Consider the following 19,404-nt stretch of genomic DNA (forward strand, 5'->3'; position numbering starts at 1 on the left):
TAACTAAGGGATTTTTCTCAGGAGGTGGCAGGAATGAGCAAGGCCTGTGTTCATGATTTTTTCAGAGCTTTAGACCGCTTTGAAGATCGGGATTTTCTTCTTTATAAAATTCAATATGATATTGCTCCGACTTTAGCCGAGATTAAGCCATCCTCTTTGATGACCTTTGTTAACCATAAGCGGGAGATGCTGACTCTTTGGGATCGCTATAAAGAGGGAATCTGTCAACAGCTCCAGGTACGTTACTGTGAGCTGCGGCGCAAAGATGATCGGGTGATTGTTTTATTCTATCGGGATGAGACGTTGGCCAACTGTCTGGCGGTCTGGAAGAACCAAAACTTCCTTAAAGGGCAGGGTTATGCTGATCTGCCTAAGGTAGAAGACAGCCTCTGTCTGTTAAGGCAACGGTTTGAGGAGGAATGTCCTCATGAACTGGGGATTTTTCTGGGTTATCCCGTGGAAGATGTGACCGCTTTTATGGAGGGCAAGGGGGCACCCTGCCTGGCCTGCAAGTACTGGAAGGTTTATCAGGATGTGGAAAACGCCCTGAAGACCTTTGAAGCCTATGATGAAGAACGGGAAAAAGTGGTTCAGGCTGTCCTCAGCATCCAAAGAAAAAGCGCATAGAGCAAAATGAAGTTTAAGGAGGCAAATGCCTCCTTTTTTATATGCTCTCAAGTTTTTCAACGGTCTTATCGTTAATGACGTTGCCGGTGTTTAAGGTGCTTTTGGGTTCTATTAAAAGCACATGGACTTCTTCCGGGGCAACGGGCATATGCTCGGTTCCTTTTGGAATAATAATGAGTTCCCCTTCATGCAAGTGGATGTCTTTATCTTTAAATTTTATTGTTAATATACCTTTAACCACGTAGAACATTTCATCTTCATTGTCATGAACATGCCAAGTAAATTCTCCTTTAAATTTAGCAACTTTTACATAGAAATCATTGATTTCTCCGATAATTTTAGGACTCCAGTATTCATTAAAAAGTTGAAGTTTTTCTTCTAAATTGATTTTTTCCATTTTGGTACCTCCCAGTGTTAGTATAGTTGCTTCTTTATTTTCGTTGCCACCCGGCAAGGCAAGCCTGTTATTTCTGCCTATTTTACAGGATAAGTGTCAGCAATAAACTCCTACTGCTTTTGTGCAAAATAGTTTCATTGTCATATTAAGAGTTTAGAACATTTAGCCTTTATTGCGCAACCCCTGGCTGGGCCCATAGTCTTTAGAGGCCTGGAGCAAACTCCCCGCTGCACGGATTGAAGTGATTATTTCTAACAAAAAATTGCTTTATGCATAGGATAAAGGGATGGATGGAGGTGATCGATTGAATTTTGGCAAGAATTTAAGTGATTCTTTAGATAAAGCTCAAACCTATGTGTCTGAGGGTGTAGAGCAGATTTTAGCGGATAAGCTTGATCAGGACCATGGTGTTTCCCCCAGCCCCGGGGCGACGGCCTTGGCCTCCCTGGCCCTGCTGGCTCTGGGCCGGGAGTTCAAGGGGGCCCAACAGCGGGGGATTCAGTGGTTATGGCAGAATAATCGCGGGGGCTGGGGGAAGGTCCCCGGAGGCCAGCCTGATGAAGAAATCACGAAGATTGCCCGCCTGGCTCTGCAGGGGAGCCAAGGAGGATGGATGGCCAAGCTCCAGGTGCTCTCCCAGGCCAGGCAGTTTTCCCAAATGATTTTGACCTTGGGCCAGCGGGTGGTTCCCGGACTGGAAGGCCCGACCCCTGAAGAAATCATTCTTCCCAACATTCTGGAAGAAAGTGTGCTGGCCAAATTGCCCCTCTATGGCCGGCCGGTAGTGGTGGCGGCTTCCCTGCTCGCTACGGAATCCCAGGAGGGGCTGAATAGGGGAATCCGATATCTCCTCGATACTCAGATGGAGGACGGTTCCTGGTCGGAGGATATTATCGCCACCAGCCTGGCCATTCTGGGGATTATGCGTTTGGGGGGGTACCCGGAGCCATGCCAGCGGGCCGGGCGTTGGCTGATGCAGAAACAGTATGCTACCGGAGCCTGGCCGGCCTTTGATCAACTCAAGAACTGGGCTATGGGGTGGGCGGTCTGCATCGCCGGGGAAACCGGCAGGAGGTGGAGGGGTAACTCCTGGTTGGAGCCGGGAGTCGCTTGGCTGAAAGAGGCGCAGAATGCCGACGGCAGCTATGGCAGCACTCCCCCCTATACTCATCCTGATTTGGACGACACGGCAGTTGCTTTGAACGGCTTTTATCAGGTTGGAGTGGAAAATTCCCCGGGGGCCCAGCTCCTCAAAAGGCTGCAAAACAAAGACGGAAGCTGGAGTACTTTCCCCAGCTTTACCGGTATACCACCCCGGATAACCTCAGAGTTCCCTGTGTATATTCCCAGTGTCGATGTCACCATTCATGCTCTGGAAGCATTATGGCGACGGGGACGCTCCCAGGAAGACTTCGTCTATAGGGGGTTAAGATGGCTGTTATCCCAGCAGGATGCTCAAGGGGCTTTCTCCTCATCCTGGTATGAAGGGTCGGTCTACAGCACGGCCCAGGCCCTGGAACTTTTCAGCAAGTGGAAATTTAATTGGCAGCAGCTCTATATGTCCCGGGATATCCTGGAGGCGAGGCAAAAAGCCATTCAATTTATCCTGGCGTCCCAACAAGAGGACGGCGGCTGGGGCTCCACAGTTGAAACAGGATTGGCTTTGTCCGGACTGCTGAGGTATGGCGGTGCTGTTCCCCGGGAAGTGCTGGATAAGGGCTGCCTGAATCTTATGGATGCCCAGCATCCCAATGGTTCGTTTAAACCCTCCTATAAGGCCATCTATGCCAAGGGGTGGGACTATGAGGAGCCTATAAGTACGGCACTCACTGCCGTGCGGGCCTTAAGCCGGTATGAACAGCTGTTCAGGAAATGAATGTAAAAGCCAAGGGGTGTTAATAAGGAACCCCCTTGGTATTTTTCTTTTAGGCCTTTGGTTTAGCTTAGCATCTTTAGTATAATTAAGCAGGGAGGGGTCATCCGTGGAAAGGGGGCCAGCCTAATCTTTGCCTGTGAGGGGAAAACCATGAAGAAGTACATCCTTGCCTTAGACCAGGGGACAACCAGTTGCCGGGCCATCCTGTTTGATCGGGAAAGCCAAATCGTCGGCGTGGCCCAAAAGGAATTTACGCAAATTTACCCTCAGCCCGGCTGGGTAGAGCATGATCCGGAAGAGGTATGGAGCACTCAATACGGGGTCATTGCCGAGCTGCTGGCCCGCTATCAGGTAAACAGCGAAGAGATTGCCGGAATCGGCATTACCAACCAGCGGGAAACCACGGTGGTTTGGGATAAACATACAGGAAAGCCTGTAACCAATGCCATTGTCTGGCAGTGCCGCAGAACCGCGCCTCTTTGTGACGAACTGAAGCTGAAAGGGTTAGAGCCTTTGTTCAAAGAAAGAACAGGTTTAGTTCTGGACGCCTATTTTTCGGGCACGAAAATCCGCTGGATCTTAGATCAGGTGCCGGGTGCTCAGGAAAGGGCCGCCAAGGGCGAGCTGCTCTTTGGCACCATGGATACCTGGCTGGTGTGGAATCTGACCAAGGGCCGCATTCATGCCACGGATTACTCCAATGCTTCCCGCACTCTCCTTTATAATATTAAGACCCTGGCCTGGGACCCGGATCTGCTTCAGGCCCTCAATATTCCTTCAGCCATGCTCCCGGAGGTAAAGCCCTCCAGCGCTATCTACGGAGAGACAGCCGCCGAGGGGCTCTTCGGGCAGCCTATTCCGATTGCCGGGATTGCCGGGGATCAGCAGGCCGCTCTCTTCGGCCAGGCCTGCTTTGAACCGGGGATGGCCAAGAATACCTATGGCACCGGCTGCTTTATGCTGCTCAATACAGGAGAAGAACTCTATGAATCCCAGCATGGCCTCATCAGTACCATTGCCTGGGGGCTTGATGAAAAAGTAATCTATGCCTTGGAGGGCAGTGTCTTTATGGCCGGAGCGGTGATGCAATGGCTGCGGGATGAGTTAAAGCTGATCGAAACCGCCGGGGATTCAGAATACTTTGCTGGAAAGGTTGCCGACAATGGCGGAGTTTACCTGGTGCCTGCTTTTACGGGGCTGGGGGCGCCTTACTGGGATATGGACGCCCGGGGGGCCATGGTGGGTTTGACCCGCGGCAGCAATAAAAACCATCTCATTCGTGCCGCTTTGGAGTCCATGGCTTATCAGACCAGGGACATTCTGGAGGCTATGGAGGCGGACTCCCGCTTGCCTCTCCAACTGCTCAAAGTGGACGGGGGAGCGGTGGTCAACAACCTCCTGATGCAGTTTCAAGCCGATATTCTGGGTGTGGAAGTGGAACGCCCTGAGTGTATTGAAACCACAGCCCTGGGGGCGGCCTATCTGGCCGGGCTGGCCACGGGATTCTGGAGCAGCAAAGAGGAATTGAAAGGCAAGGCGAAAATCGAACGCTCCTTTAAACCCCGGATGGCGGCCGAGCTCAAAGAAAAGTACTATCAAGGCTGGCTGAAAGCCGTCAGACAGATCATGTAAAAAATATTTTTTGAAAAATATTAAAAAGGATCTTTGAACGACCGTTCTCTTTGGGGGATTCCTCAAGTGAACGGTCGTTGTTGTAACTAGGGAGTTGTGAGAACGGCAAATCCTTTAGGCAGTGGCCTGAAAGATAAACCAGCCATCCTTGACTGAAAACTGAAATACTCCGCCATGCTTTTCCACGATATGGGCCATGCTTTTGGTGCCAAAGCCATGCCCCTCTGCTTTGGATACAGGCAGGTCCTGATGAAAGACCGGTTCTGTCTGATAACGGTTGCGAATGTCAAGGCACAGCTTCGTATTCTTGGCATACACACGCAGCCGGATAAGGCGTTTGCTGCTGTCGGCTATCTGTGCGGAGGCTTGTATAGCGTTTTCCAAAGCATTGGACAAGAGGGAACAAAGCTCGGTATCGCTGAAGGGAAGGGAGTCCGGCAGCCTGGCATCCATCGTCAACAGGATGCCCCCTTGTTTTGCCTTGGTGGCAAAAGCGGACAAAATCAGATTGACGGTTTCGTTTTCGCAAAAGCGGGTGGGCGTGATGGCGTCTATGTCGGACTGGGCAGTCCGCAGATACTCCCTTAGCTCCTCTATGCGTCCCTCGGCGGCCAGCCCATGCAAAAGGGAGAAATGATGGCGCATATCGTGCCGATAGGTAGCGGCATTCTGCTGCAGCTGCCGCAGAGAAGCAAACTCAGTCTGGGCCAGCCGGAACTGCGCATCCAGCATATCCCGCTCTCTTTGTAGAGCTGCCTGTTTTTGGGTTTCGGCATAGTACAGGAGAACAAACACAAAATAGAAGGCCGCTGTCACAAAGGGCATGAACTGTACGGCCGCCCGTGTCCCGCTGTACATAAAATTGGTGTACACCGTAGCGGCATAGTCGAACAGATAGTAAAAAGCCGGCATAGCGCCAAAGAGCAGGCAGGATTCCAGAGAGCGCTCCATCAGATGCCGGACTGATTTTACAGCGTATTTTTGCAGGAAATAGTACATCAGCAAGGCACCGGCTATATAACCGGCATGGTCCATGGAAGCGCTGTCAAAAATTTCGCCGGCAACCGTGCCGATCCAACGGGGAGGCTGGCAGCACAGGAAGGAGACAAACATACTGGTTAGTGAAATGAGCCACGAACGTTTTAAGTAAAGAGCGATAAAAACAGCAACCGGTAAGTGGGAAAGGAGCGGATATATTTTGATCGTCATCTCCATGCCCCAGAGCCGCAGACTGGCCAGTTGCAGCATAAATAAAATGACGGTAAAACACCCCAGCGCCAGATGATTTTTCCGTGTACGCCCCATTCCGGCGAAACTGACTGCAACCGCCGCACCGAACAGCAGGGCAACAAAGTAACGGGAGAAGGCCACGGCAGTTTCTATCATTCCCTTATTCCCCCTCCATTTGATAACTCAGATACTGCTGCTTGATCTCCCGTGCCTTGCCCTGGGCAATAGGGACAGAGGAAAGGGTCTGCAAGGTGATCTGATGATTCTCGATGGTATCCACATACTGCATATTGACAAGATATGAACGGTGAGGCTTGATAAAACACCCATATTTGAGAAGGTTATCGCAGACAGAGGAAAAAGCTTCCGTACATTCGATGACCTTGCCGGAGCGCAGATGATAGAGTACATTTCTGCCGATGACCTCGGCAAAAGTCAAATTGGTGATCCGTATTTTTTGCAGGCCTTCAGTGCTTTTTACGATCACCGCATCCTCCTCTTTTGCCGTTTTGATCTGCTCCAGCACTTCATCAAAGGTGAAGAAGAATTTCTCTTTGGAGATGGGCTTCAGTACATAGTTGATGGCTTTCACTGCATAGCTTGCCAAAGCAAACTCAGGGGAGGAGGTGAAGAATAAGATCGGCGCGGTTTTGTCAAATCTGCGGATTTCCTTGGCCACCTCAATGCCCATAAAGCCCGGCATAATGATATCCAGACAATAGATGTCAAACCGTTTTCCTTTTTCCAAGGCCGCAACCAGCTCAAATCCGTTGGGAAAGACGGCGTATTCGCAGCTGAAATTCTTGGCTGACCGGTATAGGTTGATCAGCTGCATCATATTGGACAGTTCGTCTATATTATCGTCGCAGACCGCAATCTGCAGCATAAGCCTTCCTCCTCGCATAATAAGTCTGATTCTCCAAGCTAAGTTTACCATAAAAACCGGCGATCCGAGGCCATGATTCATGTCGAAAAAATCATGTTTCATGCAGCGGACGGTTTTTAGGGGCAGATTTTTGATAGATTGAACGCAGCGTAATAGACGTTATTTCGTCCAATCAACAATGATTAAGGAGGAACAACCGTATGAAAAGACGATTTTTAAGCATTCTGCTCACCCTGTGCATGATGCTTACCCTGCTGCCGACAACGGCGTTTGCGGTGCAGTGGACAGCACATGATACGATTATTGACGGCTGGTACCATCTACGCAGTATGAACAATTATCTCAATTTGACTGCCGAAGGGGCCGCAGAGCTGCGCAAGCTTTCTGAAAATGAAGCCTTTTATGTGGAAAGCAAGGACGGCAGCGAATATACCTTGAAAATGAAGGATGGCAGATACTTGGGGCTTGGGGATATCAGGAAAGATGGCACGCGAGTGAAAGCGGTCAATAGCCCTTATACTTGGCTTATCCATTGGGAAGCCACTAATTTTAACAAAGAAAAGGCGGACATTTTCAGTTTGCGTCCTCCCGAAGCCGCCAAAATGGTCGTTAATGCATCCGGCGAGAAAAATACGGACGGAACGCCCATTATTATATGGACACATGCGAAGTTAGATGCTCCCAATCATGCCGAATTTCGTTTTATTCCTACAGCCGTGGCAGAAGATCCTACCGGTGAGAGCTGGATAACTTATACAGAGAAGGGATTGGTAGGCTACAAAAACCAGAGCGGTAATGTGGTGATTAAGGCTCAGTTTGATGACGCGGATAAGTTTTCTCAAGGAATCGCCAGGGTTTACGATAAGTTCAAAGGTGCGGCAGCCTATATCGACACCACAGGCAAACCCATCACGCCGTTTAAATATTACTCCGCTGCAAGCGGACACATCGTTTATGACGATTTGATGCGCGTTGCCATATACGGGGATGAGGTCGTCAAGGCCATTATGAATGGGGATGGCGTATATTCCACCGAATCGGTAGGAACCAATACTGTCGTTGTGATGAAAAGCGGTAAGAAGCTTAAATATGAGCCCAAATACGGCTTTATCGATACAACGGGGAAAGAGGTAATACCACTGCAATTCGATGAAGCCTACTCTTTTCAGGACGGTCGGGCAGCGGTGCTAAAATATCAAGGCTCGCAATATGGCTTTTCTTATAGCAAGATTGGTTATATCGACCGGACAGGAAAACTGGTCATCCCGTATCAGTATGGCGGCGAAAACCTCTATGACGGGAGCGCCCTCTCCTACAAAGATGGCTTGGCGTGCTTCTTTGAGTACCTGGGCAAGGGAGGTCTGTCGGCTGACGGGTGGGTTTCATATGCCCCGGGAGGCATAATGGATAAAGCAGGCAAGGTTATCATCCCGGCCAATCCAGACAGATATTACCCCTCAGGTCAGTTTGGCCTTCTATGGAAAGATGGGGTTATTGTGAACAACTATTCCACGACAACGAATGAAAAAGGTGTACCCACAAAAAACGGTAAACACGAGTGGTCATTCACGGAGTTATACGACTATTCAGGTAAATTAATCAAAAAGCTTGATGGATACGTCTCCGCGGTGCCCCTTGGCGGCGGGTACACCCTGGCTCTGCACCAGCTGCCAACCGATGCGCCGGTGAACATTGGCGGCAATCTGCATATCCCAGGCTATTGGACTGTCTTTGACCGCAACGGCCAGATTGTGGTTGACAATGTTCAAAAGAACAACTTCTCCCTTCTTAACAGTGCTTGTGGCTATGCGAACGGATACGTCTATTTCGGCGGAGAAGGCTACAAGGCCTCTGAGACGCCAACCGCCTCCGATTCCTTAAAACGGGATTCCATCCTGACAGCGCAGGAGGGTATACGGTTAAGCGGCCCAGACAGATTTGAGACAGCCGCTCAAATCAGCAAAAATGGCTGGGCATCATCAGAAAACGTATTTTTAGCCAACAGTAACAGCTATTCCGGGGCTTTAGTCGGATCCAGCCTGGCTTATCTAAAAGACGCGCCGGTACTTTTGACAGATCCAAAATCTTTGTCCCCTGCGACGGCTGGAGAAATAAATCGATTGGGGACCAAAACAGTCTATATCATCGGAAACGAGGACGAAATATCCACCAAAGTCGAAAGTGAGCTAAGCAACAAATACAATGTGATCAGGGTTGCCGGAAGCGACCAGTTTAATACCGCCGTTAAAATTGGGGAAGAAGTAAAAAAAATCAAGACTTTTGATACCGTAGCCCTGGCAACTCAAAATGATTTTCCGGATGCCTTAGCAATTACACCGTTTTCGGCTAAAAATACCATGCCTATTCTCTTTTCGGGAAAGGACAAATTAAGGGACGACACCAGAGCAGCGCTTCAGGCTTGGGGCATTAAGCAGGTTGTGATCGCCGGAGGAAACGGTGTCATCTCCCAAGCGGTAGAAGCGGAATTAAAGAATATGGGCTTAAGCATCACCCGCTTGGCCGGTGAGGACAGGTACGACACTGCCTTAGCCATTGCCAAGCATTTTGAAAATACCCCCTACACCAAGATTACACTGGCAACAGGTTTGAATTATCCTGATGCTTTAACGGGGGCAGCATTAGCCGCCAAGAAAGGCATTCCCTTGCTGTTGGTAAAAAAAGACGATGTAAAGACAAACGTTAAAGCCTTTTTGGATGAGCATAAGTTAGAGCAGGTCTATATCTTCGGGGGAGAAGGCGTAATAGGGGAAAATATTACGGGGAAATAATTATTTATTAGTAATCACGCATACAGGCAACAAAGTGGGCAGACGGACAAAACTGTGGTCAGTCTGCCCCTTAAAAACTAAAAAAAGGAGACTTTATTATGCTGCCAACTTTCATCACCATCGCCGTAATTATCGCAGCGGTTGTTCTGTGGATTATCTCCACCCAGCGCAGACTGGTGGTGCTGGATGAGAATATCAGCAATGCCATGAGCCAGATCGGGGTGCAGCTGTCCAGCCGTTTCGATGCTCTGACGGCCCTTTTGGATTTGACAAAGGGCTATGCCAAGCACGAAAGTGAAACCCTGATTGAGACCATCAAATCCAGAAGAAGCGTCATCACGGCAAAATCCACACCGGACGATGTGCTGCGCCAGGAAGGGATTATTTCCGAAGCCCTGGGCAGGATTGCCATGGTAGCGGAGCAGTACCCCGAACTCAAGGCAGATCAGACCTATCTCAAAACCATGGACGCGGTGCAGACCTTTGAAAACATGGTGCGCACCAGCCGTCTGATCTACAACGACAGCGTCACCAAGCTGAACCGTGATATCCGCATGTTCCCGGTCTCCATGATTGCCGGGATGCTGGGATTTCGGCAAAGGGAGTATCTGGTAAAGCAGGCCGGCAAGGCAGATATGCCCAGCCTGAAATGAGGTGCTCTATGCAAAAAAAAACTTATGGCCTGATTCTGTGCATTGTCCTGCTGTTTGCTCTCCCGTTCCCCGTTTACGCGGCGAATCGGGTGGAGACCATGGATATTCAGGCTGCTATTTACGAGGACGGCTCCATGGTCGTGACACAGGTCTGGACGGGTAGTTTTGATGAGGGAACGGAAAACTACATTCCCATGAACGCGCCCGATTATCTGACCATCAGCCGGCTTAGAGTCTCCGATCAAAACGGCGGCTATGCGACGGTGCCGGATTGGAACATGGACTGGAGCTTTGCGGAAAAGGCAAGAAAATGCGGTATCCATGCCACGGACAGCGGGTATGAAATCTGCTTTGGCATCAGCCGGTACGGGCAAAACCGCTATGCCATTGAATATAAGCTGGATAATGCGGTGGGCGGTTACAGCGACAGAGACGGCATCAATTTCCGATTCGTAAACGACGGTATGAATATCACCCCTACCGATGTGAAGGTGGAGATCCGGCTGGCGGACGGCACGCCCATCACCGAGAAAAATGCCGCTGTCTGGGGCTTTGGCTATGACGGACAGGTGGAATTTTCAGAGGGTGCCCTTCTTGCCTACACGGAAAGCCCCATCACCCCTGCCAACCATGTGACGGTACTGTTTGCTCTGGATAAGGGAATTCTGTCCCCTTCACGGCAGGAACCGGGGAGCTTTGAAGAAGTGAAAGAAACCGCCTTTGCGGGCAGCGATTACGATGACACCGAATACACGGGCGAAGAGGTGTCCGCATTTGAGGCAATGGTCACGATACTGCTGTCCATCGGACTTCCCATCGGACTCATTATCTGGCTTCGCAGACTGAAAAAGAAACGTGCGGCGAAAAAACGGCAACGGTTTACAGAGGGGTTCGGGTATTTCAGGGAACTTCCTAACGGCGGCAATCTGAGCACCACTTATGCGCTGGGGCGGCTGTTTGATGTGTGTGAAGATGGTTCGATCCTCGCCACAGGAATGCTGCGGCTGATTCAGCTGGGCTGCCTGTCCCCGGTGGAAACGCAGGAAGCCGGGTTGATGGGCAGAACCAGGGAAACGGTCAGCCTGCGGCTGATGGGCGGCCAACATGACAAAATGAACGAGTATGACGAGTATCTCTATACGGTGTTGGAGAGCGCAGCCGGTTCGGACTCTACCTTGCAGGCCAAGGAGCTGGAACGCTTGGCAAGCCAGAATGACAAGCTGCTGCGTGCCTACATACAGAAATGCGACAGTGCGGGCAGAGCCAATTTGGAGCAAAAGCACTGCCTGAAACGGTGGGATACCCCTGCCAAGCTCACCGACCTGACGCCCGCTGGTGAACAGGAGTTGGGTGAGCTGATGGGGCTGAAACGGTATCTGACGGATTTTTCACTGATTGCAGAGCGCGGCGTCAAGGAAATACCGATTTGGCGGGAACTGCTGACCTATGCCATGCTGTTTGGCATCGCCGATCAGGTGGCGGGGCAGATGAAAGAGCTCTACCCGCAAATTTCCGATCAGCTGACCGATTACAGCCAAAGCATGGTGACCGCCACTTCCTATCACTATTTGCTCTATCGCAACATGAAGAAAGCCGGAGAGCGGCGCGAACAGGAAAAGCGCAGCGGCGGCGGGGGCGGATTGGCATCCCTGGGCGGGGGCGGCGGCCCCACCGGCGGCGGTTCGGGCGGCGGAACGAGATAATGAGAACAAAGGGAGGCAATGATGATGGGTCTATTTTCTAAAAAACCCCCTTGCCCCATCTGCGGCGGCAAGATTTCCTGGTTTCTGCCCACGAAAATCGAGGGCGAATACATTTGTGATACCTGCTACGGCAAGCTGGATATACAGACTGATAAAGAACTGAATTTGACCATGCAGGACTTCAAGGAATATTTGATGTTTTATGATCAAAACAAACTGCTGAAAGATCAGTTTGTGATTTCCGAACAAATCGACTTTGGCCTTTGGGATACCAAAATCATCTTTGATCACCAGAACAAGCTGTTCTGTATGAGCAAACAGCCGGATAAAACTGTGTTTGAAGGTAAACAATTGAAATCCTTTACCATCAAGGAGGACAGCACCCCTCTGTTTGAGGGTTCGGCGGCAGGCATCCGCCGTTATGCCAGCACCGTCACCGAGCGGGCCATGGCAATGGCGCCGCAAATCGCTCAGTTCGCGGCGAACAGGCGGATGGCCCGCACTCTGGACAGGCTGGACGATGGCAAGCTGAACAACTCCGCAACGGTACAGTATTTTAATAGTCCCGAACCCTTTCAGGCCTTTAATGTGGAGCTGCGGTTTGACCATCCTTACTGGACGGTGCTCCAATGCGATATGGACGGCCCCCGGTTTGATAACACCCACCCGGATGTGAACAGCTACCTCCGCTCCTATCAGCAAAGCATAAATGAAATTGAAAAGCTGGTGGCTGCGCTCAAGGCAGTGGCCTTTCCGGAGACAGCGGAGCAGTCTGCCGGCTTGGGTATGGTGGGAATGGGGGCGTTACATACCACCATGGCTCCCCCTGCCGACCCCATCGAGGAAATCAAGAAATACAAGGCGCTCATGGAGGACGGCGTACTTTCCCGGCAGGAGTTTGAGACCAAGAAAAAGCAGCTGCTGGGGATTTGAAGAAAACCAACCTATCCATGGGGCAAGGGGGGCATGACATGACTTACGCCTGCGAGGACTGCGGCTTTTTATTCCGCCGGGTGGGAGCGGTAAGGGAATGCCCCTCCTGCGAAAAAAAACATATTCGCCCGGTCACCAAAGAGGAAGCTGAGAGGTTGCAGAAACTTTTGGAACAAGGAAAAGCAGCTTTATGAATCAAGGGGGGACAGACATGATGAAAAAAATACTCAGTGTGTTTCTGATGCTGTGCATGGTGGTGACCATGCTGCCGGGGACCGCACTGGCGGAAGAATCTGGCGTGAGCAATGAAGCGGAGCTGAATACCGCCATTACGAATGTGCCGGAGGACGGCACTATCATTCTGGGAAATGACATTACCCTCACAGCTACAGTTACTATCGCCAGCGATAATACTAAAAGCTTCACCCTTGACCTGAATGGACATACCCTGGATGGCGGCAGCAAAACGGCCATCAAGCACGAGGGAACAGGTACATTGGCTATTATCGGCAGCGGAAGCGGCGGCACGGTGACCGCAGCTGGGTCCGGCATTCAGCACACAATTTATAATGCTGGCACCGGTGTCGTCAGCATTGAGGACATCACGGTGAGTGCAAGCGGAACTGATACATGCGCCATTTACAACGTCTCCTCCGGCACCGTGGATGTTTTCAGCGGTAGGGTGAGCGCAGATTATACCGCAATTTGGAACGACGACACCGGCGTTGTGAACGTTCACGACGGGATAGTGAGCGCAAGCGGGACCGATGGAGAGGCAATTTGTCAAACCGCAGCCAGTACTGTGAATATTTCGGGAGGTATCATCAGTGCCGAAAAAAGTATTGGGATTAATCATATCGGGACCACCAGCACCACCAAAATCTTAGGCGGTACGCCCATCATCGAGGGCAAAGAAAAGGCGATGAGCAAAGTCCCGGATTTGAGCGGCTACGCCGGTGTGCAGGTCAGGGCAAGCACCACCGGTATAGGAGGCAGTGGTGCAACGGTGATTACCCAAACGGAACTTGCCAGCGGTATCTCCACCTACAAATACCTCAAGTTTGAGCCTTCGGCAGCTGTCGCCCAAATCGGCGGCACAGGCTACCCCACTCTGCAAGCGGCGGTAAATGCGGTTGAGGGCGGGCAGATCATTCAGCTGCTGAATGACATCAACCTAACGGAAACGGTTACTATCCCCAGCACCAAGACAAACAACTTCACCCTTGACCTGAATGGCAAGACAATCAGCAGCAATTCTACTGTTCTGACAACGATTCAACATGACGGCAGCGGTACCCTGACGATCCAGGACAGCAGCGGCGGCGGAAATATTAAGAACACATCGATAAACGGCAACGCTTCAACGATTAAGATTGAGATTATGACTGACGGTTCGGTGACCCTCTTAAGCGGTACAATAGAAGCAGATATGAGGGCAATTGATAATCAAGGATCGGGTGATGTCATCATTTCCGGTGGAAAGGTCACATCTGCTGGTCCCGGGGGGGCGGTTAATAGCGCGGGTTCAGGCGATGTGCTTGTTTCCGGCGGAATAGTGGAATCCACAGACACCTCCGGTACGGCAATTGTCCGAGCTTACGGCGGCAGCGGCAAAATCATCATATCGGGAACAGCAAACATTGTCGCAGCGTATCGGTGTATTTTCCTGAATGGCAGCCCATCACCTGAGCCGGTTCTGGAAATCACCGGCGGAACCCTGACTCATACCGGTACTACAAAAGGCTATGTGATTGATGTTTTTTCAAAGAACACGATACTTGTGAGCGGGGGGACACTGCAGTCCATGCAGAAGTCGGTCATCGGTCACACCTATGCTTATGGAACGCCTCTCGCCGCGGTAAAAATAAATATCCCATCCGGCGGCAGTGCTACCTTCAAGGCTGGTACGAAAATGCTGGCAGACGATTATGCCCTTACCCTGGAAAACGCCGGCGTCAGCGCTGCCAGTGAGAATTTCGACGGAACGTACCCTGTTTCCGTCTACAACCCCGATGCTATCGGCACCTACAAATACTTAGAGTTTGGATCGGCGAACAAGGTCAATGACCTTGATTTGAGCGGTAAGCTGACGGCTCCGGTCAAGAATGGGACGCCTATTACAGACATAGATACAGCGCAGTACACAGGTACGGTAGCTTGGCCCGGTTCTCCCGTGAAATTCCTTGGCAGCACAATCTATACGGCAAATGTCACGCTGACGGCGAAACCGGGCTATACGTTCAGCGGCCTAGCGGAAAACAGTTTTTCATTTGCCGGTGCCTCTGTTACCCATGTCGCAGGCAGCGGGAATATCCTGTCGGTATCGGTTACCTTCCCGACCACAGCAGCGAAAGAGTTGGCATCCATTGCCGTCACCACACCACCTGCCAAGATGGGTTACAAATATGGGGAGAGTTTCATCCCTGCAGGTATGGTCGTCAAGGCCACCTACGATGACGGGACGGCAGATGCGAACTATACCGACTACACAGTGGACAAAACAGGCCCCCTCGGAATGAGCGATACCACGATCACCCTTACGGCCAACGGCACAAGCATTACCACCTCCTTCACCATCACCGTTACCAAGGCTGACGGCCCCGCCGTGCCCAGCGTCGGCTTCTCCTTTGACGGCGTAAACATCAACAAGCTCATGGATGCAACCGCTTCGATGGAATACAGCTTGGATGGCGGCAGCAACTGGGCAGACTGCACCGGAAATATAGATTTGACTACCAGCCTCGGCAGCATTACAGCGGCAAATGACATTAAGGTGCGGATAAAAGAAACCGACACCCATCATGCGGGTGTCATCCAGACCATTGATATTACCCAGCCGCTTCTGCCAACAGGCATCGGCAAAACGGACGAAACCTCAGAGCGCAATAACGGCACCATCACCGGCGTGAGCAGCCTGATGGAGTATAAAGAATCCGGTGATGAAAGCTACACCGCCATCAGCGGCAGCACAGTGACAGGCCTTGCACCCGGCGTATACCTTGTGCGCCTCAAGGCCGCCGGCACAGCGCTGGCAAGCTTGGATGCCACGGTAAACATTGCCCCCTTTACCAAGACAACACCGACTAAGGATGATTTGAATTACAACTTGGCCGCCGTGAACTTTGACGGCACCGTAAAGCCGGTATCCGTAACGGCAGGCTCCGGCAAGACTTTGGGTGCAATCACCGTCATGTATAACGGCATCACCACCGCACCACCCATCAATGCGGGCACTTATGCCGTCACCGTGAATATTGCCGGAAACGCGGAATACAACGCAGTTACAGAGCTATCTTTGGGCAGTTACACCATCAATAAAGCTGCCTATACAGGCACAACAACCGTGCCGGCAAGCGTTTTGGTAAGCGGGCAAACAGGGGCCATGGCAACCCTCCCTAACCTGCCACTAGGCGCAAGCTACGGCACGCCAACGACAGGCGGCGCCATAACGATGACCGCTATGAGCATTGCCGGCACCACATTGACTTATACCGCACCCCCCAGCACAGCAGGACAAACCGGCACCATGACGATTCCGGTAACAGGCGCCACCAACTACAGCGATTACACTATTATTGTAACGGTTACCTCCACGGCAAAGACGCCGCAGGTAATTTCCTATGCAGCCGCCGCCATAACCAAGACTTATGGTGATGCCCCGTTTACAAACCCGCTGTCACAAACAACCGTAAACGGCGAAATCACCTATGCCAGTGATAATACTTCTGTGGCAACTGTCAATCCCACCACCGGCGCGGTGATCATCATAGCTGTGGGTGACGGAAGCGCCACCATCACCGCCACCGCTGCGGAAACGGGTACCCACGCACAGGCTGCGGCAAGCTACACCGTGACCGTTGCCCCCAAGGCACTTACCCTAAAAGCAGATGATAAGGGTATGAGGAAAGGCGATGGATTACCGGCCTTTACTTATACAGCCACAGGTTTGGTAAACGGCGATGCTGTGACAACCCCGCCAGCCATGTCTACCACCGCTGACGGAACTGCCATCGGCAGCTTTGACATTACCATTAAAGACGGGATAGTGGCAAACGCCGCAAGCTATAACATTACCTATACAAAAGGCATCTTAACTGTGGCGGCGCTCCCCACCGTCACTTCGGTAACGGTGCCGGCGGACGGAACTTATTCTGCCGGAAGCAATTTGGACTTCACAGTAAACTTTACTGACAACGTCACGGTCAACACCGGCGGCACACCGTATCTCTCGCTAATTGTCGGCTCACAAACAAAACAGGCCGCTTATGTAAGCGGCGGCGGCACATCGGCACTGCTCTTCCGCTATACGGTGCGGGCTGGTGACAGCGACCCTGACGGCATCACCATCGTTTCGCCGCTGTACGCCAACGGCGGCACCATCCAAGACGCCGCAGGGAACAATGCGGCTCTGACGCTGAACAACGTGGGCAGCACGAACGGCATACTGGTAAATACAACGGTGCTTGCCCCCAACTTCTCCGTAGCGGATGTCACCTTTGACTCCGTTACCGTGGGCTATATGCCCAACAACAAGTCCATCGTCATCGTCAACAGCGGCGGCGCACAGGCGACCATCAGCGATGTGACAACTGACCGCCCATCCGTGTTTTCCATACACAACGGCTCCTCGTACGTTAACGCCCACAGCAGCATCGGCTCATGGTCAATAAAGCCTGCAGCGGGTCTTGCGGCGGGTACGCACAGCGCCACCATCACCGTCACTTATGATGACGGGCGCACTGCAACGGCAACAGTTTCCATCACCGTAAACGCAGTGGGCAGCCATACCGTCACCTTCCACCCGGATGGGGGCACGGTTAGTGAAACTTCACGCCCGGTTGCATCCGGCACGGCGGTAGGAACGCTCCCGACACCGACACGCTCCGGCGGTTACAGCTTTGACGGCTGGTATACGGCGGCAAGCGGCGGAACCCAAATCTCGGCAAGCACCATAGTCAGTGCCAATATGACCTGCTATGCCCATTGGACCTACACCGGCGGCGGTGGCGGAAACGGCGGCGGCAGTTCCTCGAATGACGACAGAAGCCCTGCCATCGTCACCCCACCCGCACCGGATAAGCCGAATTCACCCACACAAGGGGAAATCAAGGTTCCCGGCACAGTGGACGGCAAGGGCAATGTCACAGCGAGCATCACTGACAAAACCGTGACCGACGCCTTTGACAAGGCATTGGCCGAGGCCAGGAAAAAAGGCACGGAACAAAACGGCATCACGGTGGTGCTCCGTGTGGATACCGGCAGCAAGACCGGCTCCCATGTTACGGTCAATCTGCCCAAGGCCGTACAGGATACCATCATTGCCAAGGAAATCGTCAACACCATTGTGGTGGTGGACAATCCCGACATCAGAGTCGGCATGGATTTGGCCACCGTTAAAGAAATCAACAGGCAGGCAAACGCAGATGTGAACATCACCGCTGCCCGCACGGACAGCAGTAGGCTGACCGGGGGGGCCAGAAAAGCTATCGGCAGCCGTCCGGTGTTCGACCTTAAAGTGAACTATGGCAGCGGCCAGGCGGTCAGCAGCTTCGGCTCAGGCAGCATATCGTTAACCATCCCCTACACCCTGGGCACCAATGAAAAGGCCGGGAATGTGCAGGCTGTCTATGTGGACAGCGAGGGAGAGATTCACTGGCGCCTAAACTCGGTCTATGACAGTGTGGAAAAGGTCCTGCGCTTCAGCACCGATCATTTCTCCACTTACGGTATCGGCTATCAACAGGTCAACACCGCCTTTAGGGACATTGCCGGCCATTGGGCGAAGGAAGATATTGAGTTTGCGGTGAGCCGGGGATTGCTCAGCGGTACTTCCGCAACCAAATTCAGACCGAATACCGCTATGACAAGGGGGATGTTCGCCACCGCTTTGGGACGGTTGGCCCATGTCGATGTGAGCGGCTCCACCCAAAGCAGCATCGTCAACGGCCTTGGCAAGGGGATGTTTGCTCCGGATCAGCCCATCACCCGCGAGCAGATGGCGGTTATGATGAGCGACTATGCCCAGACCATCGGCTATACTCTGCCGAAGGTTCATGTGGAAAACACCTTTGCTGACCAGTCCCAAATCAGCACCAACGCCAAAGAAGTCGTAAAGCAGCTGCAGATGGCAGGAATCATCAGCGGCAAAAGCGGCAATCGCTTTGCTCCCCAGGGCAAAGCCACCAGGGCTGAGGTATCCGCTGTGCTCCGCCGCTTCGTAGAGTTGACGGTTTCCGGTGATAGGTTACAGGGCTGGCGGGTGAACGATTCCGGCAAGTGGATGTACTACGAAAACGGCAAGCCCGTCACCGTTAAGAAGGAGATTGACGGCACTGCCTATACCTTTGACCAGTACGGTGTAACGGCGGATGTGCCGGAAAACCTGGGGTACACCACCTACACTGTGCAAGAGGGTGACAGCTTCCGGAGCATCGCCCGCAAGCTGGGCTGCACCATGCGCGAGCTGGAGCAGCTGAATAACCAAAGCAGGTTTTCCCTCATCCAGCCCGGCGATGTACTCCGGGTGCCGGTGAAGTAAACAGCGAAGCAAAAGAAATAAGCGAGGTGCATCGGCACTTCGCTTATTTCTTTTGTCCGTATTCAGTTTGCTTTCCGTAAAATATCCCTATGCTACCGTGGGCTTGGCGGGAGCTATGCCTTTTTGAAGCAACTCAATCT

General features: G+C 52.1%; 12 protein-coding genes. 9 read left to right on the plus strand and 3 right to left on the minus strand.

What is annotated here, in order from left to right; translation table 11 throughout:
- The first annotated feature begins 33 nt into the window (after window positions 1–33).
- Window positions 34–627, plus strand: a complete 594-nt coding sequence (locus DESLBE_RS18800; RefSeq protein ID WP_144677881.1) for a DUF3793 family protein — start codon at window positions 34–36, stop codon at window positions 625–627.
- A 37-nt stretch (window positions 628–664) separates the two neighbouring features.
- On the opposite strand, the gene DESLBE_RS18805 is transcribed toward DESLBE_RS18800, so the two are convergent.
- The gene (locus DESLBE_RS18805; protein ID WP_144677882.1) at window positions 665–1,024 is read right to left on the minus strand and encodes a cupin domain-containing protein; all 360 of its coding nucleotides are present in this window, start codon (window positions 1,022–1,024) and stop codon (window positions 665–667) included.
- Window positions 1,025–1,310: 286 nt separating this feature from the next.
- Between DESLBE_RS18805 and DESLBE_RS18810 the strand changes: the two genes are divergently transcribed.
- Together DESLBE_RS18810 and glpK are read left to right on the plus strand one after the other, a co-directional pair.
- Window positions 1,311–2,900, plus strand: a complete 1,590-nt coding sequence (locus tag DESLBE_RS18810; protein ID WP_144677883.1) for a prenyltransferase/squalene oxidase repeat-containing protein — start codon at window positions 1,311–1,313, stop codon at window positions 2,898–2,900.
- A gap of 150 nt (window positions 2,901–3,050) precedes the next feature.
- Window positions 3,051–4,532, plus strand: a complete 1,482-nt coding sequence (gene glpK, locus DESLBE_RS18815) for a glycerol kinase GlpK (protein WP_144677884.1) — start codon at window positions 3,051–3,053, stop codon at window positions 4,530–4,532.
- Window positions 4,533–4,646: 114 nt separating this feature from the next.
- Here the strand turns inward: glpK and DESLBE_RS18820 are convergent, their stop codons facing one another.
- Window positions 4,647–5,918, minus strand: coding sequence for a sensor histidine kinase (locus DESLBE_RS18820; RefSeq protein WP_144677885.1), 1,272 nt, complete (start codon window positions 5,916–5,918; stop codon window positions 4,647–4,649).
- A 4-nt stretch (window positions 5,919–5,922) separates the two neighbouring features.
- Window positions 5,923–6,648, minus strand: a complete 726-nt coding sequence (locus tag DESLBE_RS18825; protein WP_144677886.1) for a LytTR family DNA-binding domain-containing protein — start codon at window positions 6,646–6,648, stop codon at window positions 5,923–5,925.
- 200 nt (window positions 6,649–6,848) lie between these two features.
- On the opposite strand from DESLBE_RS18825, the gene DESLBE_RS18830 reads away from it, so the two are divergent.
- The 6 genes from DESLBE_RS18830 to DESLBE_RS18850 all read left to right on the plus strand — a co-directional run bounded on the left by DESLBE_RS18830 (window position 6,849) and on the right by DESLBE_RS18850 (window position 19,264).
- Window positions 6,849–9,437, plus strand: coding sequence for a cell wall-binding repeat-containing protein (locus DESLBE_RS18830; RefSeq protein WP_144677887.1), 2,589 nt, complete (start codon window positions 6,849–6,851; stop codon window positions 9,435–9,437).
- Between the two features lie 98 nt (window positions 9,438–9,535).
- Window positions 9,536–10,090, plus strand: coding sequence for a LemA family protein (locus tag DESLBE_RS18835; protein WP_144677888.1), 555 nt, complete (start codon window positions 9,536–9,538; stop codon window positions 10,088–10,090).
- 8 nt (window positions 10,091–10,098) lie between these two features.
- Entirely contained in the window at window positions 10,099–11,793 is a 1,695-nt protein-coding gene (locus DESLBE_RS18840) for a DUF2207 domain-containing protein (RefSeq protein ID WP_144677889.1), read from the plus strand.
- Window positions 11,794–11,817: 24 nt separating this feature from the next.
- On the plus strand, window positions 11,818–12,726 hold the full coding sequence (locus DESLBE_RS18845) for a DUF4428 domain-containing protein (RefSeq protein ID WP_144678689.1): 909 nt from the start codon (window positions 11,818–11,820) through the stop codon (window positions 12,724–12,726).
- A 38-nt stretch (window positions 12,727–12,764) separates the two neighbouring features.
- Window positions 12,765–12,920, plus strand: a complete 156-nt coding sequence (locus tag DESLBE_RS26645) for a hypothetical protein (RefSeq protein WP_172625453.1) — start codon at window positions 12,765–12,767, stop codon at window positions 12,918–12,920.
- 17 nt (window positions 12,921–12,937) lie between these two features.
- Window positions 12,938–19,264 carry an S-layer homology domain-containing protein gene (locus tag DESLBE_RS18850; protein WP_243131348.1) on the plus strand — a complete coding sequence of 2,109 codons (6,327 nt, stop codon included), beginning with the start codon at window positions 12,938–12,940 and terminating at the stop codon, window positions 19,262–19,264.
- Window positions 19,265–19,404 lie beyond the last annotated feature (140 nt).

Source organism: Desulfitobacterium sp. LBE, from assembly GCF_007830365.1.
In the GTDB taxonomy this organism is placed as follows: domain Bacteria; phylum Bacillota; class Desulfitobacteriia; order Desulfitobacteriales; family Desulfitobacteriaceae; genus Desulfitobacterium; species Desulfitobacterium hafniense.